This is a genomic window from Stenotrophomonas sp. WED208 (assembly GCF_040984485.1).
GTDB classification, from domain to species: Bacteria; Pseudomonadota; Gammaproteobacteria; order Xanthomonadales; family Xanthomonadaceae; genus Stenotrophomonas; species Stenotrophomonas riyadhensis.
In genome coordinates this window covers 184,913-210,221 of record NZ_JAZARB010000001.1, presented here as the reverse complement: position 1 = coordinate 210,221, position 25,309 = coordinate 184,913, and the positions used below count along the sequence as shown (strand labels likewise).

The 25,309-nt window shown below is 68.5% G+C and carries 22 protein-coding genes; 10 read left to right on the top strand and 12 right to left on the bottom strand.

Features of this window, described 5'->3' with window-relative positions; genetic code table 11:
- Nucleotides 1-7 precede the first annotated feature (7 nt).
- The 6 genes from VPH47_RS00870 to VPH47_RS00845 are packed head-to-tail and all read left to right on the top strand — an operon-like array spanning nucleotide 8 to nucleotide 6,757.
- Nucleotides 8-697: an RDD family protein gene (locus tag VPH47_RS00870; protein ID WP_110714058.1), complete on the top strand. Its 690-nt coding sequence runs from the start codon at nucleotides 8-10 to the stop codon at nucleotides 695-697.
- Nucleotides 694-1,686: a stage II sporulation protein M gene (locus VPH47_RS00865; protein WP_368849908.1), complete on the top strand. Its 993-nt coding sequence runs from the start codon at nucleotides 694-696 to the stop codon at nucleotides 1,684-1,686. Before VPH47_RS00870 ends, VPH47_RS00865 begins: the two co-directional genes overlap by 4 nt.
- Nucleotides 1,676-3,298, top strand: a complete 1,623-nt coding sequence (locus tag VPH47_RS00860; RefSeq protein WP_153854767.1) for a DUF4129 domain-containing protein — start codon at nucleotides 1,676-1,678, stop codon at nucleotides 3,296-3,298. The genes VPH47_RS00865 and VPH47_RS00860 overlap by 11 nt, the downstream gene beginning before the upstream one ends.
- A complete protein-coding gene (locus VPH47_RS00855) occupies nucleotides 3,295-4,479 on the top strand; it encodes a DUF4350 domain-containing protein (RefSeq protein WP_110714061.1) in 1,185 nt (394 codons plus the stop codon). The genes VPH47_RS00860 and VPH47_RS00855 overlap by 4 nt, the downstream gene beginning before the upstream one ends.
- Nucleotides 4,476-5,462, top strand: a complete 987-nt coding sequence (locus tag VPH47_RS00850) for a MoxR family ATPase (protein ID WP_005411535.1) — start codon at nucleotides 4,476-4,478, stop codon at nucleotides 5,460-5,462. Before VPH47_RS00855 ends, VPH47_RS00850 begins: the two co-directional genes overlap by 4 nt.
- Nucleotides 5,459-6,757: a DUF58 domain-containing protein gene (locus VPH47_RS00845; RefSeq protein WP_153854769.1), complete on the top strand. Its 1,299-nt coding sequence runs from the start codon at nucleotides 5,459-5,461 to the stop codon at nucleotides 6,755-6,757. The genes VPH47_RS00850 and VPH47_RS00845 overlap by 4 nt, the downstream gene beginning before the upstream one ends.
- 375 nt (nucleotides 6,758-7,132) lie before the next feature.
- Here VPH47_RS00845 and VPH47_RS00840 read toward each other — a convergent pair whose 3' ends face one another.
- Together VPH47_RS00840 and VPH47_RS00835 are read right to left on the bottom strand one after the other, a co-directional pair.
- Nucleotides 7,133-8,311: a glutathionylspermidine synthase family protein gene (locus tag VPH47_RS00840; protein WP_153854770.1), complete on the bottom strand. Its 1,179-nt coding sequence runs from the start codon at nucleotides 8,309-8,311 to the stop codon at nucleotides 7,133-7,135.
- A 7-nt stretch (nucleotides 8,312-8,318) separates the two neighbouring features.
- A complete protein-coding gene (locus VPH47_RS00835; RefSeq protein WP_071228542.1) occupies nucleotides 8,319-8,891 on the bottom strand; it encodes a DUF1190 domain-containing protein in 573 nt (190 codons plus the stop codon).
- Nucleotides 8,892-9,300: 409 nt separating this feature from the next.
- Between VPH47_RS00835 and ilvD the strand changes: the two genes are divergently transcribed.
- On the top strand, nucleotides 9,301-11,139 hold the full coding sequence (gene ilvD, locus VPH47_RS00830; protein ID WP_368849907.1) for a dihydroxy-acid dehydratase: 1,839 nt from the start codon (nucleotides 9,301-9,303) through the stop codon (nucleotides 11,137-11,139).
- 226 nt (nucleotides 11,140-11,365) lie between these two features.
- A complete protein-coding gene (locus VPH47_RS00825) occupies nucleotides 11,366-12,538 on the top strand; it encodes a DUF418 domain-containing protein (RefSeq protein WP_368849906.1) in 1,173 nt (390 codons plus the stop codon).
- A 92-nt stretch (nucleotides 12,539-12,630) separates the two neighbouring features.
- On the opposite strand, the gene dinG is transcribed toward VPH47_RS00825, so the two are convergent.
- The 3 genes from dinG to aroE form a co-directional block, all read right to left on the bottom strand.
- Entirely contained in the window at nucleotides 12,631-14,733 is a 2,103-nt protein-coding gene (gene dinG / locus VPH47_RS00820) for an ATP-dependent DNA helicase DinG (protein WP_094001302.1), read from the bottom strand.
- Nucleotides 14,734-14,888: 155 nt separating this feature from the next.
- The gene (locus VPH47_RS00815) at nucleotides 14,889-15,242 is read right to left on the bottom strand and encodes a hypothetical protein (protein WP_110714067.1); all 354 of its coding nucleotides are present in this window, start codon (nucleotides 15,240-15,242) and stop codon (nucleotides 14,889-14,891) included.
- 3 nt (nucleotides 15,243-15,245) lie between these two features.
- Nucleotides 15,246-16,091: a shikimate dehydrogenase gene (gene aroE, locus VPH47_RS00810; RefSeq protein WP_110714068.1), complete on the bottom strand. Its 846-nt coding sequence runs from the start codon at nucleotides 16,089-16,091 to the stop codon at nucleotides 15,246-15,248.
- A 48-nt stretch (nucleotides 16,092-16,139) separates the two neighbouring features.
- Between aroE and VPH47_RS00805 the strand changes: the two genes are divergently transcribed.
- A complete protein-coding gene (locus VPH47_RS00805) occupies nucleotides 16,140-17,012 on the top strand; it encodes a TolB family protein (RefSeq protein ID WP_368849905.1) in 873 nt (290 codons plus the stop codon).
- Between the two features lie 132 nt (nucleotides 17,013-17,144).
- On the opposite strand, the gene VPH47_RS00800 is transcribed toward VPH47_RS00805, so the two are convergent.
- The 4 genes from VPH47_RS00800 to VPH47_RS00785 all read right to left on the bottom strand — a co-directional run bounded on the left by VPH47_RS00800 (nucleotide 17,145) and on the right by VPH47_RS00785 (nucleotide 19,744).
- Nucleotides 17,145-17,414 carry an SHOCT domain-containing protein gene (locus VPH47_RS00800; protein WP_049424121.1) on the bottom strand — a complete coding sequence of 90 codons (270 nt, stop codon included), beginning with the start codon at nucleotides 17,412-17,414 and terminating at the stop codon, nucleotides 17,145-17,147.
- Nucleotides 17,415-17,446: 32 nt separating this feature from the next.
- A complete protein-coding gene (hemB, locus tag VPH47_RS00795) occupies nucleotides 17,447-18,436 on the bottom strand; it encodes a porphobilinogen synthase (protein WP_180847848.1) in 990 nt (329 codons plus the stop codon).
- A 19-nt stretch (nucleotides 18,437-18,455) separates the two neighbouring features.
- Nucleotides 18,456-19,373: a bestrophin family protein gene (locus VPH47_RS00790; protein WP_153854776.1), complete on the bottom strand. Its 918-nt coding sequence runs from the start codon at nucleotides 19,371-19,373 to the stop codon at nucleotides 18,456-18,458.
- 122 nt (nucleotides 19,374-19,495) lie between these two features.
- Nucleotides 19,496-19,744 (bottom strand): hypothetical protein, encoded by a 249-nt coding sequence (locus tag VPH47_RS00785; protein WP_006475755.1) that lies wholly within the window; start codon nucleotides 19,742-19,744, stop codon nucleotides 19,496-19,498.
- A 184-nt stretch (nucleotides 19,745-19,928) separates the two neighbouring features.
- On the opposite strand from VPH47_RS00785, the gene VPH47_RS00780 reads away from it, so the two are divergent.
- Nucleotides 19,929-20,393 carry a hypothetical protein gene (locus tag VPH47_RS00780; protein ID WP_014038879.1) on the top strand — a complete coding sequence of 155 codons (465 nt, stop codon included), beginning with the start codon at nucleotides 19,929-19,931 and terminating at the stop codon, nucleotides 20,391-20,393.
- Between the two features lie 193 nt (nucleotides 20,394-20,586).
- On the opposite strand, the gene VPH47_RS00775 is transcribed toward VPH47_RS00780, so the two are convergent.
- The 3 genes from VPH47_RS00775 to VPH47_RS00765 all read right to left on the bottom strand — a co-directional run bounded on the left by VPH47_RS00775 (nucleotide 20,587) and on the right by VPH47_RS00765 (nucleotide 25,220).
- Nucleotides 20,587-22,386: a DUF885 domain-containing protein gene (locus tag VPH47_RS00775; RefSeq protein WP_368849904.1), complete on the bottom strand. Its 1,800-nt coding sequence runs from the start codon at nucleotides 22,384-22,386 to the stop codon at nucleotides 20,587-20,589.
- A 67-nt stretch (nucleotides 22,387-22,453) separates the two neighbouring features.
- Nucleotides 22,454-22,969, bottom strand: coding sequence for a cytochrome c oxidase assembly factor Coa1 family protein (locus VPH47_RS00770; RefSeq protein WP_368849903.1), 516 nt, complete (start codon nucleotides 22,967-22,969; stop codon nucleotides 22,454-22,456).
- A 25-nt stretch (nucleotides 22,970-22,994) separates the two neighbouring features.
- On the bottom strand, nucleotides 22,995-25,220 hold the full coding sequence (locus tag VPH47_RS00765; protein ID WP_153854779.1) for a S9 family peptidase: 2,226 nt from the start codon (nucleotides 25,218-25,220) through the stop codon (nucleotides 22,995-22,997).
- Nucleotides 25,221-25,309: the final 89 nt, after the last annotated feature.

The following is a 25,309-nucleotide window of genomic DNA, read 5'->3' as shown; positions in this document are numbered from 1 at the left end:
CGCACTGATGGCCGCACCGATGCTCGATACCTACCGCGAGGTGGTGACGCCGGAGGGTGTGCTGCTGCAGTTGCCGGCAGCCGGCCCGCTGCCGCGGGCGATGGCCTGGCTGATCGACCTGGGCGTACGCATCGCGGTGCTGGTACTGATGTCGATTCCGCTGGCGCTGCTGGACAAGTTCGGCTCCGGCCTCTACCTGGTGCTGATGTTCCTGGTCTACTGGGCCTACCCGATCGTCTGCGAGGCACTGTGGGGCCGTACCCTTGGCAAGCGCGCACTGGGCCTGCGGGTGCTGTCGCGCGATGGCGCACCGGTGGGCTGGATGGCGTCGATCACCCGCAATCTGCTGCGTACCGTGGACATGCTGCCGTTCGGCTATGCATTGGGCCTGATCAGCAGCCTGTTCGACCCGCATGGCCGGCGCCTGGGTGACCTGGTGGCCGGCACCGTGGTGGTGCACGCGCCTGCGCTGTATCTGCCGCCGCCACCCACCATCGACAGCGTACTGGCCCCGCCACAGCCGCTGCGCCCGGAAGAGCAGGCCGCGCTGATGGCCTTTGCCGAGCGCGCGCCACGGCTGTCGGCGGCACGCCAGCAGGAGCTGGCCGGCATTGCCGAGCCCCTGACCGGTACCCACGGCCAGGTCGCCGTGCTGCGCCTGTACGCCATGGCCAACTGGCTGCTGGGGCGGCGATGAAGCAGGAACAGTTCGTCGCCCGCTATCAACAGGAGTGGCAGGACCTGGAGCAGTGGCTGCTGCTGCGCGCCGGTGCCTCGCGTCGCACGCGCCGCAAGGCCAGCGGCCTGGCACTGGACGACACTGCCTTCCCGCAGCGCTACCGGCGCCTGTGCCAGCAGCTGGCGCTGGCCCGCGAGCGCGGCTACAGCCCACAGCTGGTGCAGCGCCTGCAGCAGCTGATGCAGCAGGGCCACAGCGTGCTGTACCGCACGCGGCCGACGCGCTGGCGCGCGGTACTGGAGTTCCTGGTGGCCGACTTTCCGCTGCTGGTCCGCAGCCAGGCACGCAGCATGTGGGTGGCACTGGCGATGTTCGCGTTGCCGGCGGTGGCCTGTTTCGTGCTGGCGCAGGCCTATCCGGACCTGATCCACATGCTGATGGACAACCGCCAGATTGCCGAGATGGAGCGCATGTACGACCCTGCGGCCGAACGCCTGGGCCGCGACAGCGGCACCGACTGGATGATGTTCGGCCACTACGTCATGAACAACATCAGCATCGCCCTGCGCACCTTCGCCAGCGGCCTGCTGGCCGGGCTGGGCACGCTGCTGGTACTGCTGTTCAACGGCGTGACCATCGGTGCGGTGGCCGGCCACCTGCAGCACATCGGCCACGGCGGCCCGTTCTGGCGCTTCGTGGTCGGCCATGGTGCCTTCGAGCTGACCGCGATCGTGATCGCCGGCGGCGCCGGGCTGCAGTTGGGCATGAAGCTGCTGGCACCGGGCCGGCGCAGCCGCCTGGATGCACTGGTCGACGGCGGCCGCATCGGCGCACGGCTGTGCCTCGGCGTCGCCTTCATGCTGCTGGTCGCGGCCTTCATCGAGGCCTTCTGGTCATCGATCGCCGAAGTACCCGCATGGGGCAAGTTCAGCGTGGCCGGCGTGCTGTGGGCCGGCGTGCTGTTGTGGCTGTGGCGCGGCGGACGTGGAGGCGGCGATGCGCATTGACCGCCTGGACGTGGTGCTGCGCGCGCGCAGCGGCTGGGAAGCCATGGAGCTGGGCAGCGCCCTCGCCCGCCGCCACGCACGTGCGGTCTGGGGCAGCTGGCTGCTGGCCAGCGCCCCGCTGTTCGTGATCTTCAACGCACTGGGCTGGTGGCTGGATGCGTTCGGCTGGGCCTGGCTGGCGATGTGGTGGTGCAAACCACTGTTCGAACGAGCGCCGTTGTACGTGCTGTCGCGCGGCATCTTCGGCGAGCCGGTCGGCACGCTGGCAGCGCTGCGCGCACAGGGTGCGTGGGGCAACAGCGGCTTCTGGGGCTACCTGGGCTGGCGCCGCTTCAGCGTGCTGCGCAGCCTGTGCCTGCCGGTGAACCTGCTGGAAGGCAACACGCCGGGCCAACGCGGTCCACGCCGTCGGGCGGTGGCAGCTGGCGCAGCGGGCGCGGCACTGGTGCTCACCGTGACCTGCATGGCGTTCGAAGCGGTGCTCGTGTCCGGCGCGATCGGCGCGGTGTTCATGTTCATGCCGCTGGAGCTGATGTCCGAATCGTGGCGCACCGCATGGGACATGATTGGCCAGGACACGCCCGCATGGGCGCGGCTGGGCTTCAACCTGGCATGCTGGCTGGCGTCGGTGCTGATCGGGCCCTTCTACGTTGGTGCCGGCTTCGGCCTGTATCTGAACCGGCGTACGCAGATGGAAGCCTGGGACGTGGAAATCGCCCTGCGGCGCCTGCGCGACCGCCTGCTGCCGGCGGCATCGACGCTGGCGCTGCTGCTGTGCCTGGCACTGCCGCTGCTCTCCACACCGGTGCATGCGCAGGACGCGGACACCGGGCCCGAACGTGCCATGGGCAAGCCCAACGACCGTGGCATCGACGCCGAGGAAGGCGACGAAGGACCGACCATCGACCCGGCCAACACGCCGGCAATGATCTTCGGCGGTACGCCGGTGGACACCGCCGGTTTCCGTCAGGCGGTGAACCGCGCCTATGAGGACCCGCTGCAGCGCCCGACCCGCGAGGTCACCCGCTGGAAGCCGATCGAGCAGGCCGAGGAAAAAAAGAAGGAAGACAAGCAGCTGCAGCGTGACGCCAACAGCAAAGGTGAACGCAAAGCGCGCAAGGACGGCATCGCCTGGCTGGCACGGCTGGCCGAATGGGGCCTGTGGGGCCTGCTCGGCATCCTGCTGCTGGTGCTGCTGCTGACCGCGCGGCTGTGGCTGCCGTGGCTGCGTGGCAGTGGCCGCCGCAAGGCCGACGCTGCACCGAAGGTGCTGGAGGAGCAGGTGGAGTTGCCGGTGGTGCTGCCGCCGGACGTGGCCACCCAGGCTGGCCTGCTGTGGGACCAGGGCCGGCCGCGGCAGGCGCTGGCCCTGCTGTACCGCGCCAGTGTGCGCACGGTGGGCGAGCGCAGCGGTATCGCGCTTCCACCCGGTGCCACCGAAGCGCAATGCCTGCGCGCATCGCGGCGCATGCCCCAGGCCAGCGACCGTGACCTGTTCGCGCGCATCGTGCGCATGTGGCAGTACGCCGCCTACGGTGGCCGCCTGCCCAGCCGCGCCGATTTCGATGCATTGGCCGGCACCCTGCGCCAGCAGTACGGGTGGCAGGCATGAGTCCGCGCCTGTTCTGGTCGTTGCTGCTGGGGGTGCTGGTGCTGCTCGGTGTGCCGCTGACCATCCTCTACCTGCGCACGCACGAGCGGGTGACCGAGACGATCCGGCTGCCGCCACAGGGCGAGGCCGCTTACAACCCGCTGTACGTACTCGGCCAGGCCCTGCGCGCCGATGGCATTGACGTGCATTCGCGACCGCGGCTGGAGTTGCAGCAGATGACGCTGGGGCGCCACGACACGGTGGTGCTGCTGCAGGACAGCAGCGAACTGCCGGCGCCGGCGGTGAAACAGCTGCTGGACTGGGTCGACCAGGGCGGCCACTTGCTGGTGCGTACACCGCCACCGGCCGAGGACGATGCCAGCAGCACGCAGGGTCCCCTGCTGGACCAGTTGGGCGTGGACAGCCTGTTCCAGCGCAGCGACTGCCAGGCCTTCCATGTCGACGACGATCCGGGCCACGTCGAATTCTGTGGTGGCCGCCGCTTCACCCTTGGGTTTGCGGCCAGTGCGCAGGCCGAACGCCGCTGGGGCACTGATCGCGACCTGGTGTTCGCGCGCCTGCGCCACGGCCAGGGCAGAGTGAGCGTGCTGGCCGACATGGAGTTCATGCGCAGCGAAGTGGACTCACCGGCAGCGCGCCTGGCCTCTGCCGCAGGCAAGGCCAGCGACGGCCTGCACGATCCTGCCCATCGCGACCTGACCCGCTACCTGCTCGATCCGAACTACGGCAAGGGTGCGGTCTGGCTGGTCTATGCCAGCCGCCCGCCGTCGTTGTGGTCGCGCATGTTCTATCAGGGCTGGCCGCTGTGGGCACCGTTGCTGCTGGCCCTGCTGGGTTGGCTGTGGGGCCGCTCGCAGCGCTTCGGCAGCCTGCTGCCGTCACCGGTGCTGGAACGCCGTTCGCTGCTGGAGCACGTGCGCGCCAGTGGCGAACTGCTGCTGCGCTTCGGTCACGGCATACGCCTGTACGAGGCCGTGCTCGCCCTGTTCCTGCACCGCCTGCGCCTGCGCGCACCGATTGCCGCCGCACTGGATGGTGCGCCGCGCGATCAGGCCATCGCCGAGCTGCTGAAGTGGCCGCAGGGCCGCGTCGCCAGCGCGCTCACGCCCCCACCGCCGCACGATTCCTCCGCCCTGCGCGAGCGCATCCGCTTGCTGCTCCAGATGAGATCCCTGCTATGACTGAAGTCCCCGAGCTGCCGGCGGCCGCCAACGCCCGCCTGATCGAACGCGTCGATGCCATCCGCGATGCCGTCGGCCACGCCTTCATCGGCCAGGCCGATGTGCTGGACCAGATCCTGGTGGCCCTGCTCGCCGGTGGTCACGTGCTGATCGAGGGCGTGCCCGGGCTGGGCAAGACCCTGCTGGTGCGCGCACTGGCACAGGCCCTGGAACTGGATTACGGCCGCGTACAGTTCACCCCCGACCTGATGCCCAGCGACGTCAGTGGCCACGCGGTGTACGACCCGAAGAGCGAGAGCTTCAAGATCCGTCGCGGCCCGGTGTTCACCAACCTGCTGCTGGCCGACGAGATCAACCGCGCACCGGCCAAGACCCAGTCGGCGCTGCTGGAAGTGATGCAGGAAGGCCAGGTGACCATCGAAGGCAAGGCCTTCACCCTGGCGCCGCCGTTCATGGCGCTGGCCACGCAGAACCCGCTGGAGCAGGAAGGCACCTACCCGCTGCCGGAAGCACAGCTGGACCGCTTCCTGCTGAAGGTGCTGATCGACTACCCGCAGCTGGAGGACGAGAAGCGCATGGTGACCGCAATCACCAGCGGCCGCGCCGCCAGCGATTTCGACCTGAGCCAGGTGCCGCGTGTGCTCGGCGCCGGCGAGCTGCTGGAACTGCAGCGCGCCACTGCGGCGATCACGGTCGATGACGAAGTGATCGATTACGCGGTACGCATCGTCGCGGCGACCCGGCAGTGGCCGGGTATCGCGGTCGGCGCTGGCCCGCGTGGCAGCATCGCGCTGGTGCGTGCCTCGCGTGCACAGGCGGTGCTGGCCGGTCGTGATTTCGTCACCCCGGATGATGTGCGCGACATCGCACGCCCGGCGCTGCGCCACCGCATCGCGCTGGCACCGGAACTGCAGATTGAAGGCCAGGACGCCGACGACGTGCTGGGCGCGCTGCTGGCCAAGGTGGAAGCGCCGCGCCGATGAGGCCGGCCCCGCTGCTGCTGGCGCTGCTGCTGGCCTGGGCTGTCCTGGGCGGCCTGGTGCTGGGCGGGTTGCTGCCGCGCTGGAGCTGGGCGCTGGCGGCGCTGGCGATTGCCGTGCCGGCGCTGGTGGATCTATGGCGCCAGTGGCGGCGTCCGTCGCCGCAGGTGCAGCGCGAACTGCCCGAAGCGCTGGCACTGGGCGTGCGCCGCGAGGCTGCACTGCGGCTGCAGGCGGACGCACCGATGACGGTGCAGGTGTTCGATCTGGTCCCCGGCGGCTGGCCGCTGGAGTCACTGCCGCAGCGCGTGCACCTGCAGGCCGGCAGTGCCTCCACCCTGCACTATCATCTGCAGCCGCTGCAGCGTGGGCATTTCCGCTTCGAAGGCGTGCACCTGCGCATGCGTTCACCGTGGCGCCTGTGGTGGCAGCAACGCACGCTGCCGCCAGCACTGGACGTGCGGGTCTATCCGAACTTCGTACCGCTCACCCGCTTCGCCCTGTTCAGTGCCGACCAGGCCTCGCGGCTGGTCGGCGCACACGTGAAGCGTCGCCGTGGTGAAGGCACCGACTTCCACCAGATGCGCGAGTACCGCATCGGCGACAGCCTGCGCCAGCTCGACTGGAAGGCCACCGCGCGTGCGCGCAAGCTGATCTCGCGCGAGTACCAGGACGAGAAGAACCAGCAGCTGCTGCTGATGCTCGACAGTGGCCGCCGCATGCTGGCCAGCGAAGGCGGGCTCTCGCACTTCGATCATGCATTGAACGCCTCGCTGGTGGTGGCCTACCTGGCGCTGCGCCAGGGCGATGCCGCCGGCCTGTTCGCCACCGGTGGCGAGCGCCGCTGGGTGGCACCGCAGCGCGGGATGGGCACCGTCGAGCACCTGCTGCGCGCCAGCTACGATCTGCAGCCTCGCGCGGTGGCCACCGACTATCTGGCCGCCGCTACCGAAGTGTCGCTGCGCCAGCGCCGGCGCGCGCTGGTGATGCTGGTCAGCAACGTGCGCGACGAAGACATCGAAGACCTGCTGGCGGCGGTGCGCCTGCTGCAGCAGCGCCATCTGGTATGCGTGGCCAGCCTGCGCGAGCGTGAGCTGGACGGCGTGCTGGACAGCGAAGTGCAGACACTGGAAGACGCCACCCAGGCCGGTGCAGCGGCGCTGTATCTGCAGCAGCGCGCGAAGGCGCATGAGGCGCTGCGCAGCGAGAAGGTGATGGTGCTGGACGTGACCGCCGATGCCCTGCCCGGTGCGCTGGTGGAACGCTACCTGGCGGTGAAGCGCGAAGGGCTGCTCTGATACCAGCGATCGCTCCGGTAGGTGCCAACCTTGGTTGGCACGAAACCCACAGCGCCGACCAAGGTCGGCATCTACCAACGGCGGTTGCCGGCCAGCGGCCGGCACTACCCCAGCAACGACCGACGCACCGCTCTGGTAGGTGCCAACCTTGGTTGGCACGGAATCCACAGTGCCGACCAAGGTCGGCATCTACCAACACCGATTGCCGGCCAGCGGCCGGCACTACCCCTGCAACAACCGCCGCACCGCCCTGGTAGGTGCCAACCTTGGTTGGCACGGAATCAACAGCACCGACCAAGGTCGGCCTCTACCTACAGGGGTTGTTCTACGACCGGCGTCGGTTGCCCACGCCGGCCCGGTTGCGCCGTACCGTCATCAGACGTAGATCCGCGTCGGCGCCTCATCAACGATCGCGTGCGGCACGAAGCGCGCACTGTCGCGGGTGATCGCGCTGTCGTCTTCGCGGATGCCGATGCCGCAGGCGTGGTCACCCACCACCCAGCTGCCGATCAGCGGGTAGCCGCCTTCGAAGCGGGTCAGCGGATGCGCACGCTGGATGATCGCCGGGCCGTCGTAAGGCCCGTCGCTGCGCTGGGTGCTGCCATCGGCCAGGTGCATCTCGATGTTCGCGCCTTCGCGCGAGAACAGCGGCTTGCGCACCCAGCCCGAGGCCAGCGTGCTGCCGTCATCGAAATGCGCTTCCAGCAGGTTCGGATGGCCCACGTTGCGCTGCCACAGCAGCGGCAGGATGCCCTTGTTGCTCAGCACCGCCTTCCACGCCGGTTCCAGCAGCTGCACGCCCGAGCCGGGCAACGCGCGGCCGAACTCCTCGGCCATCAGGTCTTCCAGCGGGTACAGCTTGAACAGCGTGCCGATCACCGAATCGTCCAGCGCGGTGAAGCGACCGTCCTCGGATAGGCCGATATCTTCGATGGCGATGGCCTGGCCATGCAGGCCGGCCTGCGACGCACAGTCGCGCAGGTAGTCGACGGTGCCGCGGTCTTCTTCCGAACTGCCCACGGCGCTGAAATACAGCGGCGGCGGCAACTGCGTGGCCAGTTCGCCGAAGCGTTCGACCAGCGCTTCGTGGATCGCGTTGAACTGGTCAGCATGCTGCGGCAGGCGACCCGCATTGCGCTGGTCTTCCAACCACTGCCACTGGAAAAAGCTGGCCTCGAACAGCGAGGTCGGCGTGTCGTAGTTCAACTCGTACAGCTTGGCCGGGCCGGTACCGTCGTAGGCCAGGTCCAGGCGACCGTACAGATGCGGCTGGCGCTGGCGCCAGCTGTCGGCGATCCAGTCGCGGTAATGCGACGGAATCGCCAGCTGGTCCATCAGGCGCTCGCTGCCGATGACATCACCGACCAGGTCCAGCGCCATCTGGTGCAGCTCGGCGCTGGGGTCTTCGATGTCCTGTTCGATCTGGCGCAGGGTGAAGGCGTAGTACGCGCTTTCATCCCAATACGGCTGGCCGTCGATGGTGTGGAAGCGGAAACCCGCTTCATCCGCGCGTGCCCGCCACTGGGCACGCGCGGCAATCCGGATGCGCTGCATGGGTCGATCAGCCGCCGTAGCTGCCGCTGGTGCTGCGGCGTGCGCTGGTGTTGCCGAAGCCACCACGGCTGGCGGTGACCGCACGGTTCGGCTCGCTGGTGACCGGCGCCAGGCCAGCCTTGCCGGCGCCGATGCCGCTGGCGGTGTTCAGGCCACCGGTACCGCCCGGTGCCGGACGCGCCCAACCAGCGCTCTTGTCCTGGTAGGCCGGCGACGCCGCCGGCGCCTGCGGGGCGAGGCCGCCGCGGTTGCTCAGCATCTGCGACATGAAGAAGCCCATCATCATCGGGCCGATGAACGAGGTACCGGCCGAGGTGTGCTGCTGCACGCACTGTTCCGGCTTGTAGTCCTTCTCGCAGGCTTCCTTGCTGGCGTACTTCGGCGCCGCATCGGCGGCCTGCTTCTGCGCTTCGGCGAAGGCATTGCGGCACGACGACGGATCGCCGGTGGCCTCGGTGCAGGCCTCGACCGAGGTGTACAGGCCTTCCTGCACCTTCACCTCCGGCTCCTTCTGGCAGGCGGTGAACAGCAGCGGCGCAGCGCTCATCAGCAGCAGCGCGGTGGTGCGGGAACGTTTCATGGCCTCATGCCCTGTCGACGGATCAATGCCCCAATGATGCCAAATCCGGACCAGCAACCGGAATCGGCAAAGTCCGAAAGATGAACGGACTTTCATTTTCGTCGGGCATTGGGGTCAGAGCCCATCGCGCCGCGATGGGATCCGACCCCGGGCGGCGCACCGCTCTGGCAGGTGCCAACCTTGGTTGGCACACACCCCGCGGCGCCCCGCTAGGCCCGGCGCGCGCAGCCAAGTCTCCGGCAAGAAGCCCCCTTGTTGTTCAAGGGGGCGCGCCGAAGGCGCGGGGATAAGGGGAAATGCGCGGACCACCAAGCCGCTGCAAGCGGTGAAGGTGGTTGCAGCAGCAACCGAAAAAATTGGCCATGATCGGCTGACCCCCACGTCGTACGGCCCGCCCGTTCCGCCAGCCATGCCCGAATACCGTTCCCGCACCTCCACTGCCGGCCGCAACATGGCCGGCGCCCGCGCCCTGTGGCGTGCCACCGGCATGAAGGACGGCGACTTCCACAAGCCGATCATCGCCATCGCCAACTCCTTCACCCAGTTCGTGCCCGGCCACGTGCACCTGAAGGACCTCGGCCAGCTGGTCGCGCGCGAGATCGAACAGGTCGGCGGCGTCGCCAAGGAATTCAACACCATCGCCGTGGACGACGGCATCGCGATGGGCCACGACGGCATGCTGTATTCGCTGCCCAGCCGCGAGATCATCGCCGATGCCGTGGAGTACATGGTCAACGCGCACTGCGCCGACGCGCTGGTGTGCATCAGCAACTGCGACAAGATCACCCCCGGCATGCTGATGGCCGCGCTGCGCCTCAACATCCCGGTGGTGTTCGTCTCCGGCGGGCCGATGGAAGCGGGCAAGACCAAGCTGTCCGAGCACAAGCTGGACCTGGTCGATGCGATGGTGGTGGCCGCCGATGACAGCGCCTCCGACGAGAAGGTCGCCGCGTTCGAGCGCAGCGCCTGCCCCACCTGCGGCTCCTGCTCGGGCATGTTCACCGCCAACTCGATGAACTGCCTGACCGAAGCGCTGGGCCTGTCGCTGCCGGGCAATGGCACCACGCTGGCCACCCATGCCGACCGCGAGGCGCTGTTCCGCCGCGCCGGCCGCCTGATCGTCGAACTCTGCCACCGCTGGTATGGCGGCGAAGACCCGAGCGCGCTGCCGCGCGGCATCGCCACCCAGGCCGCCTTCGCCAATGCGATGACCCTGGACATCGCCATGGGCGGCTCCACCAACACCATCCTGCACCTGCTGGCTGCCGCGCAGGAAGCCGAGGTCGACTTCGACCTGACCCACATCGACGCGCTGTCGCGGCGCGTTCCGCAGCTGTGCAAGGTGGCACCGAACACGCCGAAGTACCACATCGAAGACGTGCATCGCGCCGGCGGCGTGTTCGGCATCCTCGGTGAGCTGGACCGCGCCGGCCTGCTCGAAACCACGGTGCCGACCGTGCACAGCGCCAGCCTGGCCGAAGCACTGGAACGCTGGGACGTGGTGCGCAGTGACAACGACACCCTGCATACCTTCTTCAAGGCTGGCCCGGCCGGCATCCCCACCCAGGAAGCCTTCAGCCAGGCCACGCGCTGGCCGACGCTGGACGTGGACCGCGCCGAGGGCTGCATCCGCTCGCTGCAGCACGCGTATTCGCTGGAAGGCGGGCTGGCCGTGCTGCGCGGCAACCTGGCCGTGGATGGCTGCGTGGTGAAGACCGCCGGCGTGGACGAGTCGATCCACGTGTTCGAAGGCCCCGCGCGCGTCTACGAAAGCCAGGACGCCGCCGTTGCCGGCATCCTCGCCGACGAAGTGCAGCCGGGCGAGGTGGTGGTGATCCGCTACGAAGGCCCGAAGGGCGGCCCCGGCATGCAGGAGATGCTGTACCCGACCAGCTATCTGAAATCGAAGGGGCTGGGCAAGCAATGTGCGCTGCTCACCGATGGCCGCTTCTCCGGCGGCACCTCGGGCCTGTCGATCGGCCACGTCTCGCCGGAAGCCGCCAGCGGCGGTGTCATCGGCCTGGTGGAAAACGGCGACCGCATCCGCATCGACATCCCGGCCCGCCGCATCCACCTGCTGCTGGACGAGGCCACGCTGGCCCAGCGCCGCGCCGACGCCGATGCCCGCGGCTGGAAGCCGCGCGCACCGCGCCCGCGCAAGGTCACCAGTGCGCTGAAGGCTTACGCGCTGCTCGCCACCAGCGCCGACAAGGGTGCCGTACGCAACACCGCCCTGCTCGGCGATTGACCCCCGTGCGGTAGTGCCGGCCGCTGGCCGGCAGCCTCATCGATGTGGGCCATCGCGGTGCAGGTGCCGGCCAGCGGCCGGCACTACCCCTGCAACAACCGCCGCATCGTTCTGGTGGGTGCCAACCTTGGTTGGCACGGAACCCACAGCGCCGACCAAGGTCGGCATCTACCAACAACGGTTGCCGGCCAGCGGCCGGCGCTACCGATCCGGTACGCTGCGCGGCATGACCCACCGCCCGCCGCGCCAGCCCCTCATCGACGCCCTGCGTGGGTTCGCGCTGCTCGGCGTGTTCCTGGTCAACCTGCGCTTCTTCTCGCTCGATGCACTGATGACCGAGGCCGCGCAGCAGGCACTGCCCAGCGCGGCGCTCGACCATGCCATCCGCACCGGCATGGCGTGGTTGGTGGACATGAAGGCGATCACCCTGTTCTCGCTGCTGTTCGGCATGGGCGTAGCAATGCAGATGGACGGCAACGCCCGCGGTAGCATGGCCGCGCACCTGCGGCGGATGGCAGTACTGCTGGTGATCGGCCTGCTGCATTCGGTGCTGGTCTGGTGGGGCGACATCCTGCTGGTCTATGCGCTGGTGGGCCTGCTGCTGCCATTGTTCCGTCACCTTGGTGATCGCGCACTGCTGTTCAGTGGGATGTTCATCGCCCTGTTGCTGCCACCGCTGCTGTCGCCGTGGATCCGCGAATGGGTCGCCCTGCTCACACCGCGCGCGCAGATGAACGCCATGGCGCTCGATGCCCTTGCGCACGGCACGCTGGCGCAGGCGTGGTGGCACAACCTGCAGCTGGCCGCATGGCTGAAGCTGAGCAACTGGGCGCTGTTGTTCTTCGTGCTCGGCCGCTTCCTGCTGGGCTACTGGGCCGGCCGCCGCGGACTGCTGCAGCAGCCGCAGGCGCATCTGCCGCTGCTGCGCTCGATCGCCATCGGCAGCCTGCTGCTGACAGCGGTGTTCCTGTGGATCGATGCCCAGGCCGATGCGCTCAAACAGGCATGGCCGGCGCTGCGCGCGGGCGTGCCCGGCTACCTGCTGCGCGTGTCCTATCGCGTTGCGCCGCTGGCACTCGGCATTGCTGCGGCGGCGATCTTCACCCTGCTCTATCTGCGCCCGTGGGCCGAGCGCATGCTGCGCGTGTTCGTGCCGGCCGGGCGCATGGCACTGAGCAACTACCTGCTGCAAAGCGCGATCTGCGTGCCGCTGTTTGCCGGCTTCGGGCTGGGTATCGGCCCGCAGTACGGGCTGTGGCCGGTGCTGCTGGTGGCAGCGGTGGTGTTCCCGCTGCAACTGTGGGCGAGCGCGTGGTGGCTGCGTGGCCATCGCTTCGGGCCAGCCGAATGGCTGTGGCGCAGCGCCAGCGAAGGGCAATGGCTGCCGTTACGGCGCTAGCGACCGGAGACGGCGGTGATGAGGTCGTTTGTGCCACTTACGACTTAATTCCCTCCGTCCCCTTTTTGCCGGCCAGCGGCCGGCACTACCGGTCAGCCGATCACGCGCTTGAACGGCGGCAGCGCGTCGATGATGCGCTTGCCGTAGCGGCGGGTCAGCAGCCGCGAATCAAGAATGACCACGCGGCCGGTGTCGGTGGAGGTGCGGATCAGGCGGCCGGCGAACTGGGTCAGCGTGCGCAACGCATGCGGAATGGCGATCAGGTTGAAGGCGTTGAGCCCGCGCCCCTCGAACCACTCACTGAGCGTAGCGGTCTGCGGATCGGTCGGCACCGCGAACGGCACCTGGGTGATCACCACCGTGGTGCAGGCCTCACCGGGCAGGTCGAGGCCTTCGCCGAACGAATTCAGCCCGAACAGCACCGAGCCCTCGCCCGCGGCCACGCGCCGCAGGTGCTCGTCGATCAGGCGGGTCTTGGACATCTCGCCCTGCACCAGCACCTGCTTGCGGCGCGCGGCCGACATCAGCCCGGCCACCTTCTCCATCTTCCAGCGCGAGGTGAACAGCACCATCGAGCCCTTGGCCCAGTCCAGTTCGGTGTCCAGGTAGCGCGCCACTTCGCGCGGGTGCCCTTCGCGGTCATCCGGGGTGACCGGGAACTTCGGCACGATCAGCTCGGCCTGGTTGGGCAGGTCGAACGGCGACGACAGCGAGACCATCTCGGCCTCTTCCGGAATGCCGTTGTCGATCGCCAGCGACTGGAAATCGCCACCGCCGGTCAGCGTCGCCGAGGTCATCACCACCGAGTCCACTTCATCCCACAGCAGCTTGCGCAGCACGTGCGCGGCCGACACCGGCGAGCCATGCAGCACCAGGTCGCCGTCGCGGGTGGCGGTAACCCAGCGCGCCATCGGCGGCGCGCCGTCCTTGTCCTCGCGGCGCCACGCCTGCCACAGGTTGTACTGCTGCTCGATCATTTCCAGCGCCATGCCCAGGTTGCGCTGCAGGCGCTCGCGCGCGGCATCGTCCGGCTTGCCCTTGGCGACCTGCGCGGTGGCGGCATGCGCCCAGTTGTAGAGGCTGCGGGTGTCGTCGGCCAGCGCTTCGATCGGCTCGCGCCAGGCGTCGGGCAGGCGCCCATTGGCCGCGCGCCACATCGGCTCTTCGTCGGCCGGCGCCGGCATCCACACCCGTTCGATGTGGTCACGGAACGCACGCAGCTGCTTGGCGACGTTGCTGGCCACCTCGATCGCTTCGTTGGGCAGCAGGTTGCCGAGGCGGTCCTTGTCGACCGCACGATAGGCACCGGCGATCAGGATCTGCAGGCGGCCGGTACGCTTGGCCATCTCATCCAGCGCGAGGCTGGCCGCACCCTGGTCGATCGCCACGTTGCCGATGTGATGGCCTTCGTCCAGCACCAGCAGCATGTCCGACGGCGGCGCGATCAATGGCTGGCCGTTGTCGCTGTCACCGATCGACAGTGCCGACAGCAGCAGCGCGTGGTTGGTGACCACGATCTGTGCATCGCGCACCGTGTTGCGCGAACGCAGCACCGCGCACTGCGCCGAATAGGCACAGCGGCGCCCGGCGCAGCCCGAGGCCGGCGTGGTGATGCGGCTGCGCAGGCCGGGGCTGATGGTCTCCGGTGCGTTGTCGATGTCGCCATCCCAGCTGCCGCCGGTGAAGGCGTCGGTCAGGCGCTTGGCGATGTCCATCTCGATCGGCGCCAGCGGCCGGTCGAACAGCGGCGCGTCATCCTCGAACATGCCGCCCTGCGAGCCCTCGCCCTGCGCTTCGGCAGCATTGCGCGTGCACAGGTAGCGGGTACGGCCCTTGGCCAGCGCCACGGTCGCTTCCAGGCCGGTGGCCTTGAGGAAATTCGGGATATCGCGCTCGACCAGCTGCGACTGCAGCGCCACGGTGCCGGTGCTGATCACCAGCTTCTTCTTGCTGGCCAGCGCGATCGGCACGCCTGCGGTGAGGTAGCCCAGGCTCTTGCCGACGCCGGTGGGCGCCTCGACCACGCCGACGCCACCGCTTTTGGACAGCGCGCGCGACACCACGCCGATCATCTGGCTCTGCGAGCGACGGGTGGAGAAGCCGGGGGTATTGGCCTGCAGCGTCGTGTACGCCTTGCGGATCGCGTCCTTCAAGGTGTCATCGAGCGTGCGCGGAGCGGCGACGGTTTCGGTCACGCCGGGAACTACCGTGGCTGGATCAGGCCGGTCATTGTCGCATGGCCGGCCACCTCCGCCGCCGCTGGCTGCCTGAACGGGGCAGCGGCGACGCCCGGTGGCTGGATGAACACACCAGGCAGGACAGGTGACGGCCCGAGGCCGTCACCGGCGTGTCATTGCGCTGCGTTGCCGCGCAATCGCAGCAGACGCACGAGGGCCCAGACCAGCAGGACCACACCGATGGCCTCGATCATCGCCAGCGCGAAATGCAGCACGCCGAGGATGGCGCTCAGGCTCGACACGGCACTGAAATCACCACTGCGGACCATCCACATCGGCAGGATGCCCGCCGCCATTCCACCGAGGCTGGTCAGCAGCAACAGCAGCAGGCCGACCAGGGCGCCGGTACGGGTGGCGTCGCGCGGTGCCCCGACCACCCAGACCAGGCCCACGCACAGCGCGATCAGCACCGGCAGGCGTACGCCGACCATGCTCAGCACGGTTACCAGCAGGGTTGTGCTGTCCATCGGTCAGTCCTCGCCGGCCAGTACCGCCGAGCCCTGGCGCAGCGACTGGTAGACCTCGTCGGTCTGCGGGCGCACACCGTGCCACTGCAGGAAGCTCTCGGCCGCCTGCTCCACCAGCATGCCCAGGCCGTCCACGGTATTGCGGCACTGCGCCGCACGGGCCCAGGCCAGGAAGGCGATGGCGGCCTCGCCGTAGTTCAGGTCGACGGCGGTGGTCATCGAGTTGACCAGCGACAATGGCAGCTTGAACTCAACGGCGCGGTCGCGCCCGGCCGAGGTGGCGTTGACGATCAGTTCGAAGTCGCCGAGGTCGCGCAGGTCTTCCCAGTAGCGGCTGATCGCGCGGCCCGGTTCGCCCATCGCGTCGATCAGCTCATCGGCTCGTTCCGGCGTGCGGTTGACCACCACCAGCTCGGTGATGCCGGCATCAAGCAGCGCCGGGGCGACGCTGCGCGCCGAACCGCCGGCGCCGATCAGCAGCATGCGGCGGCCGCGCAGGTCCAGGCCGTGGCGATCGGTCAGGTCGCGCACCAGGCCGATGCCATCGGTGGTGTCACCATGCCAGCGGTCGCCCTTGCGCAGCAGCGTGTTGACCGAGCCCGCGCGACGCGCCCGTGCGGTCAGCGTGGTGCACACCGAGAAGGCGGATTCCTTGTGCGGCAGGGTGACGTTGGCACCGACACCGCCCTCGGCGGCGAAGGCCTCCAGGCCGGCCAGGAACGCATCCGGGGCCAGGTCGATCGCGCGGTAATCCACTGCGATGCCTTCCTGGCGACCGAACGTCGCGTGGATCTGCGGCGACTTCGAGTGGGCAACGGGGTGTCCGAAGACGGCGTAACGGTCGGTCATGGAATCCTCAAGCTGGCTAGACTGATGCTCTTTCGTGCACGGACCCGGATGATGCGCATCACCCCGCCCCTGCTGGTGCTCGCCGCCAGTCTACTCTCTGCCCCCGTGGCGATGGCGTTGAACGAGTACGGCATCGAAGGCATGGGCGTGGTCTCGACCCGCGCCGACGAGGGCCGCGCCACGATCAGCGCCGATGGCCAGCGCATCGTTTTCGCCCGCCGTGGCGAGGCCGGTTGGGGCCTGTGGGAGGCGCGCTTGGTGGACGGCCGCTGGCAGCAGGCGCAGGCACTGCCGGTAGGCGTGGCCGGTGAAGCCCGCGATCCCTACTTCAGCCGTGACGGCCGCTGGCTGCTGTTCGCGGCCGGTCGCGAGGGCGCGCTGGCGCTGTACCGTGCCGCGTTGGCCGCCGACGGCCAGCTGGGCCCGGCGCAGCCGCTGGCCGGTGACGGCGGGCGCCGGGAAGAGCGTGGGCCGGCCCTGAGCGCGGATGGCAGGCAGCTGATGTTTGCCCGCCAGCAGGGCCGTGGCGCCGGCTGGGACCTGTTCGTGTCGACACTGGATGCCCAGGGCCTGCGTGGCCCGGCCACCGCACTGAGCGCGTTGAACAGCGCCGACGACGAGACCGATGGCGACTGGCTGGGCCATGACGGCGCCGTGGCGTTCAGCCGCGGCAGCGGCACGACCGCGCAGGTATGGAGCAGCGGCTGTGCGTGGACCGGCGCGGCGCTGCAGCCGTTGGGGTTGTCGTTCAACCAGACCGGCGGCTGGACCGGCGCGCCGGTGATCGACAACGCCAAGCCGGGCGAGATGATCGTTGCCAGCAGTGCGGCGAAGGCGCCGCGTGCCGGTGGCGTGGACGTGTACCGGTTGGCGGTGCCGAAGGTGGCGGCGGTTGCGGGGTGCGTGCCTGCCGCTCGGTAACGGCAAACGCCAACCGGGGTTGGCGGCCACCCGTAGATCCACGCCATGCGTGGATGATCGTTTGGTAGATGCCAACCTTGGTTGGCATGCGGGAAAGCGCCAACCAAGGTTGGCGGCTACCAGAACTGAGAGTCAGCGCGACAACACCTTGGCGCGCAACTGCTCGTACTCCACCTCGCTCAGCTGGCCGTTGTCCTTGCGCTGGTTCAACGCGGCCAGCTCGGCCTGCACGCTGTCCGGCAGCGCCTGCTCACGGGCCACGTGACGGGCGGCAGAGAGCTGCTCCGGCGGGCGCTTGCCGGCCCGCCAGGCCGCGATGAAGACACCGACGATGATGGCGCCGAACACCAGCGTACCGATGCCCCAGATCAGCCATTGCATCCATCCCAGTTCGGGTCCCATCGCGTAGTCCTCCGTCTATCCTGGCGCTATTGTCAGCGCTCGCGCAGCCATCGCGCCACCTGCGGCGCGAAATAGGTCAGCACACCATCGGCACCGGCCCGCTTGAAGCCCAGCAGCGACTCCAGCACGCATGCGCGTTCGTCCAGCCAACCGTTGGCGAAGGCGGCCTTCATCATCGCGTACTCGCCGCTCACCTGATAGGCAAAGGTCGGCACGCCGAATTTTTCCTTCACCCGGCGCACCAGGTCCAGGTAGGGCATGCCCGGCTTGACCATCACCATGTCGGCGCCCTCTTCCAGGTCCAGCGCGATCTCGCGCAGGGCCTCGTCGCCGTTGGCAGGGTCCATCTGGTAGGTCTTCTTGTCGGCCTTGCCGAGGCTGGCGGCGCTGCCCACCGCATCACGGAACGGACCGTAGAACGCCGAGGCGTACTTGGCCGAGTAGGCCATGATGCGCACGTTGATGTGGTTGTCGGCATCCAGCGCACGGCGGATCGCGCCGATGCGGCCGTCCATCATGTCCGACGGCGAGACGATGTCCACGCCCGCTTCGGCATGCGAGACAGACTGCTTGACCAGCGCTTCGACGGTGACGTCGTTGAGCACATAGCCCTTGTCGTCGATGATGCCGTCCTGGCCGTGGGTGGTGTATGGGTCCAGCGCTACGTCGGTCATCACCCCCAGCTCCGGGAAGCGCGACTTCAGCGCGCGGATCGCGCGCTGCGCCAGACCGTCCTCGGCCCATGCCGCCGATGCATCCAGCGACTTCAGCGAGGGGTCGATCACCGGGAACAGGTCGATCACCGGGATGCCCAGCTCCAGCGCCTCTTCGGCCACCTTCAGCAGTTCTTCGATCGACAGCCGCTCCACGCCCGGCATCGACGGTACCGCGGTGCGGCCGGCAAGCTCGTGCACGAACACCGGGTAGATCAAATCGTCGGTGGTCAGCGTGTTCTCGCGCATCAGGCGGCGCGAGAACTCGTCGTGGCGCATGCGGCGCGGGCGGTAAAGCGGGTGGGACATGGCAGGCTCCGAGGAGTGGCTATTGCAACAGGTAACCCTGCGGCAGCAGGGGTTCGGGCAAGGGGCGTTCGCCGAGCGCATCGAGCTGGTCGATCTCGATGGTGCGCACCAGCGCGTCCAGCGGCAGGTCGTTCGGCTCCAGGCCGAACGGGTCTTCCATTTCTTCGCCCAGCTGGTCCAGGCCGAAGAAGGCATAGGCCAGCACCGCCGACAGCACCGGCGTGCCCCAGCCCAGCGAACTGGCCAGGCCGAACGGCAGCAGCACGCAGAACATCCACGCGCAGCGGTGCAGCAGCAGGGTGTAGGCGAACGGCAGCGGCGTGGTGAGGATGCGCTCGCAGCCGGCCTGGATCGACGACATCGCGTGCAGACGGTCCTCCAGCTGGGCGTAGAGGATCGGGTCGAGGTCACCGGCACGCAGGGCCTGGGCCAGCTCGGCGGCGACCATCGACAACAGCGCGTCCGGCACGTTCTCGCGCTGGCCGAGTTGTTCGCGCTGGCGCTTGTCCAGCCACGGCAGGGCCATCAGCGCCACGATGCGCCCGCGCAGGCGACCGGCCAGGGCATGGGCGAAGGCGGTGGTGAGGTAGGCGATGCGGCGACGGCGGCCCGCGTCATCGGCCAGCAGCAGGTTGACCTGGCGGGCCAGCGAGCGCGATTCGTAGACCAGCTGACCCCACAGCTTGCGGCCTTCCCACCAGCGATCATAGCAAGCGCTGTTGCGGAAGCTGAGGAAGATCGACAGCACCAGGCCAAGCAGGGTGAACGGCGTGACCGAGACACGCTCGATGCCGGTCGGTGGCGCCAGTTCCACCACTGCGGCCACCGCAATGGACAGGATCAGGATGGCCAGCACCTTGGGCGCGATCGCTTTGACGATCGAGCCGCGAAGGATGTAGAGCAGTTGCCAGCCGTGGGGACGGGGTCGGATGATCATGGGGCTGCCGCGCCGGGCGCGGATTCACAGGCACGCGGGGGGCTCGCGCAGCCATCCATTGTACGCCCCTGCCCGGCCATGGACCGTGCGCCTGCGACGCCCTGTCGCACCCGGGTGCGGGCTCAGATCACGCCGCCACCCAGGCCAAGGCGCAGGATGCCGACCACCACCACGATGCCGTTCAGCACCAGCCCGGCCCAGGCCCGGCCACGCTTGCTCGGATGGGTGAACAGGATGCCCAGCGCGGCGATCACCGCGCCCACTGCAGCGAACGGGATCAGGAACCAGTTGCCCCAGCCGAGCAGTGGAATCAGCGCCAGGATCATCCACAACAGCGCCAGTACGCCCCACAACAGACTGATCACACCCATGCCGCTCTCCCGCAGTTGGTTCCTGCCCCAACCATAGACGTTCCCGCTGCCGCCGCCTACTGCCATTGGCGGGGCTGTCACCCGCCCCGTGCTAGCGTGCTGTCGTGCGTGCCGTGGCCCGGGTGTTGGCGCCGATTCAGAGTGGCCCGCCGATGATCGCAACCAGTCCTACAGGGGTCGTGCCATGAATATCCGTTGGGCCGCGTTGGCGGCCATCCTGCTGGTCGCCGCTGGCTGTGCCAGTACCTCCAAGGTGATGCTGGGCCGCGCCCGCGCACCGATCGATCCGGCGCTGGTGCAGATCTATTCGACGCCGCCGGCCGGCTCCCAGGAAATCGCGCAGCTGGAATCGGCTTCGGCCGTGGGCTTCGGCACCCAGGGCCAGACCGACGCCGCCGTGGCACGCCTGAAGCGTGAGGCCGCCGCGCTCGGCGCCAATGGCGTGGTACTGATGGGCGTGGGCAGCAGTGGTTCGCCGGTGGGCATGTCGGTCGGCGCCGGCACGTTCGGCTCGCATGTGGGCGGTGGCGTCGGCATCGGCATTCCGACCACGCAGAAACGCGCCGCCGGCGTCGCAATCTGGGTGCCGAATCCGGCACCGCCGGCGCGGTTGCCGACACAGGTGATCACACCGCAGCCGCAGCGGTGACGCGGCAGCGTCACCGCGGGTAGTGCCGGCCGCTGGCCGGCAACCTCAGGAATCCTCTCTGCCCAAGGGGAATGCCGGCCAGCCGCCGGCACTCCCCCTGCAACCACCGACGCATCGTTCTGGTAGGCGCCGACCAAGGTCGGCATCTACCAACGGCGATTGCCGGCCAGCGGCCGGCACTACCCGGTGATGCTCAGCGCTTGTACTTCGGCACGAACACCTTGTTCACCGCATCGGCCAGCTGGTCCGGCGGCAGCAGGCCCTGGTCTAGCAGGAAGTTGTTGAACGCCAGGCGGTCGAACTTCGCGCCCAGTGCCAGCTCGGTCTGCATGCGCAGTTCGAGGATGCGGGTGTAGCCGTAGAAATAGCTGCCGGCCTGGCCCGGCATGCGCACCATGTAGCGGTCCAGTTCCTGGGTGGCCATCGCCTTGGACAGGCCGACCTGCTCCATCAGCACGCGCTCGCCGTTGGCACGGTCGGTCAGGCCAAGGTTGAGCATCGGGTCCAGCATCGCGCGTGCGGCGCGCAGCAGGCGGAACTGCAGGGCGATCATCTGCCCGTCCAGCGGCTCGTACGGCACCATCTCGGCTTCGGCATACAGCGCCCAGCCCTCCACGTTCACCGAATTGAACGCGAACATGGTGCGTGCCAGCGACACGCCGCGCTCGACCATGGCGGTGAACTGCAGCTCGTGACCCGGGCGGCCCTCATGCGCGCTCAGCGTCCACGCCGCCGCACCGAAGTTGAAGTCGTCGTACTGCGCACCCGGGCCCGCGGCCGGGTTGCCCAGCGGCAGCACGAAGGTGCCCTGCTGCCCGGTGTTGTTGACCAGCGGCGCCGGCAGGAAATGCGGCGCCGGGCTCGCAGCACTCTCGGCGGCCGAGCCCAGGCGCATCTGCATCGCGCGCTTGGGCACGTCGACGATGGCGTGCTCGCGGATCAACGGGTCGATCGCATCGATCACCTTGCGGTAGTGGCCTTCCAGATGATCGTCGGCGATCTTGTCGGCCTTCAGCGCGCGGATCACCGCCACCGGGTCGCTCGGGTCAGCCACCTTCAGGCCCTTGTCCTTCACCACCAGCGGCGCCAGCTGCTGCATCGCCGAGCGGGTTTCCATGAATTCCAGCTGGGCGCGCTGCATCAACAGCTTCGGGTCGATGTCGATGCCGACCTGCTTGAGCTGGTAGGCGTACAGCGGCGCCGGCAGACGTGCGTCGGCACGTGCCTTCGGCAGCACGGTCGTGCGCGTCCAGGCGGCGTAGTCCTTCATCTGCCCGGCCAGGGTCTTCATCGCCTCATCGGCACCGGCGATCTGGTACTTCTTCAGCAGCGACTCGATGCCGGTGATGTAGGTCTCGACGTTGTCCAGTGACTGCTGCACTTCGATCTTGGTCGGCTGCAGCAGACTGCTGTCCTTCAATCGCTCTTCGTAGCGCTGGCGGGCCAGCGTGGTGAACGCGGTGCCGCCCGGCTGCAGGCCGGCATAGGCCTTGAGGCGGTCGATCGCCTTGGCCCGGCGCTCGGCTGGCACCTGCTCGGACAGCAGCAGGTTGAGGCCGCTGAACACGGTCTGCGGCGCGTCACTCCATGGCAGCAGGTACTTCTCGTTGAGCTCGCTGCCTTCGATGTTCTGGTTGGCGGCGTGGATCATGATCTCCAGGTCCTGGCGGACATTGGGATCCTGTTCGGTGGCCAGCTTCGCCTTCAGCTCGTCGCGGGCCTTGGCCATCGCGGCACGGTAGCGCTTGCCGTTGTCGGGGCCGAGATCGGCGACCTTTTCGTCATAGCCAGGCACGCCGAAGAAGCCGGTTTCCTCCGGCTGGAACGGGCCCTGCGCATCCAGCAGGATCTGCGCCAGCGCATTGCTGCGGGCGACCCAGGCCGGGCTGGCGGGAGTCGCGGCCTTGGCAGCGGGTGCCGCCAGCGCCGGCGGCGCAGACAGCAGCGGGGCGGCAGTCAGGGCCAGGGCAACGGCCAACGCGATCGGCTTCATGGGACACTCCAGCAAAGGGTTGACCGCACCCTACGCGCTCAGCGCGGTGGCGACAATCGGCCGGAGGTCACAGCGCCACGGTCAGCGGGCATTCGCCGCGATCACGGCAGTCCTGCAGTTCGCATTCCTGTGCCGCCTCGTCGTCATCCAACGCGGTCAGGTCGAAGGTCTGCTTGTCCTCGGCCAGCACGTACATCACCGGGTAATCCCACACGTCATCGCTGCGGGTGCCCTTCACGAACAGCCGGCCGTGCGCGTGGGGTCCTTCCAGGGCCACGGTCAGGCCAACATCACGCTGGCCGTTGATCGCGGTCTGCATGCTGCCCAGCGGCATCGATTCGGTGCGCAGCGGCTCGCCGAAGGCTTCCACCAGTTCGATGCTGCATCCCGCGCGACGCATTGCCTCGCGCATCGGCGGGCTCTCGCGTGCCGCCTCGCTCCAGCGCAGCACGCTCCAGGTCACCACGCCCCCCACCGCGCCCAGCACCAGCACCACCGTCAACGGCATTGCCCAGCGCCAGTGTCGGCACCACCAGCTGGCAGGCCTCTGGCCATGGGCAGGAATCGGCGGTGGCAGGGTCATCGGCGGGCTCCTTCCCGGCTGTGGATCAAGGTTTCAGGCAGCGTCCCAGGAAGGCTTCGGCCACGCGGTAGCGATGCAGGGCATCGGCGCCGGACAGGCCATGCTTGGCACCCGGGTAGGTCATCAGCTCGAACGGCTGTGCACGCTTCTGCAACGCGCTCATCAGGCTGGTCGAATTGGTGAACAAGACGTTGTCGTCGGCCATGCCGTGGATCAGCAGCAGCGGCGAACGCAGGCCGTCGATATGGGTCAGCACGCGCGCTTCGCGGTAACCCGCTTCGTTGCGCGCCGGCAGATCCATGTAGCGTTCGGTGTAGTGGCTGTCGTACAGGCCCCAATCGGTCACCGGCGCACCGGCCACGCCGCAGGCGTACTGGTTCGAGGCCTTGGCCAGCAGCATCAGGGTCATGTAGCCGCCGTTGGACCAGCCCTGCACGCCGATGCGCGCCGGGTCCACCCACGGTTGCTGCTTCAGCCAGGTCACGCCACGCAGCTGGTCGGTCACTTCCACCGTGCCCTGCTTGCCATACAACGCGCCACCGAAGTCACGGCCACGTCGCGGGGTGCCACGGTTGTCCAGCGAGAACACCACGTAGCCCTGCTGGGCCAGGTACTGGTTGAACAGGTGGTCGCCACGGCCGGGCCAGCTGTCGGTAACGGTCTGGCTGGCCGGGCCACCGTAGACGTACACCGCCACCGGGTAGCGCTTGGACGGATCGAAGCCGGCCGGCTTGATCAGGCTGTAGTTGAGCGGGGTCTTGCCGTCAGCGGCGGTCAGCGTACCGAACTCGATCGGGCGCTGCGCATCGCGGTAACGCGCATACGGATGCTTGGGATCGGCCAGGTCGTTCTCGAGCAGGGTGGCGATCTTCTCGCCATTGGCGCGGAACAGTTCGATCTGCGGCGGCGTGGTGCTGTTGGACCAGCTGTCCACATAGACGCTGGCATTGCGGGCGAAGCTGGCGCTGTGCATGCCCGGAGCCTTGGACAGCCGCTGCGGCTCACCGCCCTGCAGCGACACCGCGTAGATCTGGCTTTCGCGCGAGGTCTCGATGCCGGCACGGAAGTAGGCCTTGCCGGCCTTTTCATCGACCGCCAGCAGCTCGTCCACCGGCCAGTTGCCGTGGGTCAACGCGGTGGCCTTGCCCTTGCTGTCGATGCGGTACAGGTGCTGGAAACCGGTGCGCTCGGACGACCACAGCACGCTGCCGTCGTCGAGGAAACGCAGGCTGTTGTGCAGCGGCACCCAGGTCGGGCTGGTTTCGTGCGCGAGCACGCGCTGGCGGTTGGAGTCGAGCGCCACTTCCACCAGGTCCAGCTGCTTCTGGTCACGCGACTGGCGCTGGAAGCTCAGGTGCTGGGCATCGCGCCAGTCGACGCGGGCCAGATAGATGTCCTGTTCCTTGCCGAGGTCGACCCAGCGCGGCTGCGCATCGGCGGCCGGTGCGATCACGCCCAGCTGCACGCGCACGTTGGCGTCGCCGGCGGCCGGGTAACGCTGCTCGATCACGTCGGTGCGGTCGGCGTAGACCTCGTAGCGCTTCTGCACCGGCACCGGTGCTTCATCGATGCGCGCGAAAGCGATCGCCGAATCATCCGGCGCCCACCAGTAACCGGTGTGGCGGTCCATTTCCTCGTCGGCGACGAACTCGGCCACGCCGTTGCCGATGGTGGTGCTGCCGTCGCGGGTGAGCTGCAACTGCTTGCCGCTGGCCAGGTCGATCACCCACAGGTTGCGGCCACGGATGAAGCTGACGAAACCGCCCTTGGGCGACAGCTTGGCGTCGGTAGCGAAGCCCTCGCCGTGGGTCAGCTGGCGCACTGCGGCCTGGCCCTGCTGCTTGAGGTCGTACAGGTACAGCTCGCCGCCCAACGGGAACAGCAGGCGCTGCGCGTCCGGCGACCACTGGTAATCGACGATGCCGGTCATCGCAGCGATGCGCTGGCGTTCGCGGCGGGCCTTTTCCTCATCGCTGAGGGTCTCGGTGCCGGGCAGCACCACCTTCGAATCCACCAGCAGACGGGTCTGGCCGCTGCCGATGTCGTAGGTCCACAGGTCCAGCTGGTTGCGGTCGCTGTCCTTGCCGCGCAGGAAGCTGACCTGCGAACCATCGGGGGCGACCTTCGGTTTCATCAGGGTCGGGCCGGACAGCGGCAGCGGGCCGGTGATGGCTTCCAGGGTCAGCTTTTCAGCGTGGGCGGCGGTACTGGTGGCGAGCATGAGGGCGAGCGAAGCGAACAGGTGGCGCATGGAGGATCCCGGCAAACGGCAGGTCCGCCCCCGCGATGGACGCGGAGCGGTCGTCCCCCATCCTAACCAAGCCCGTGCGGGAAGGCAGC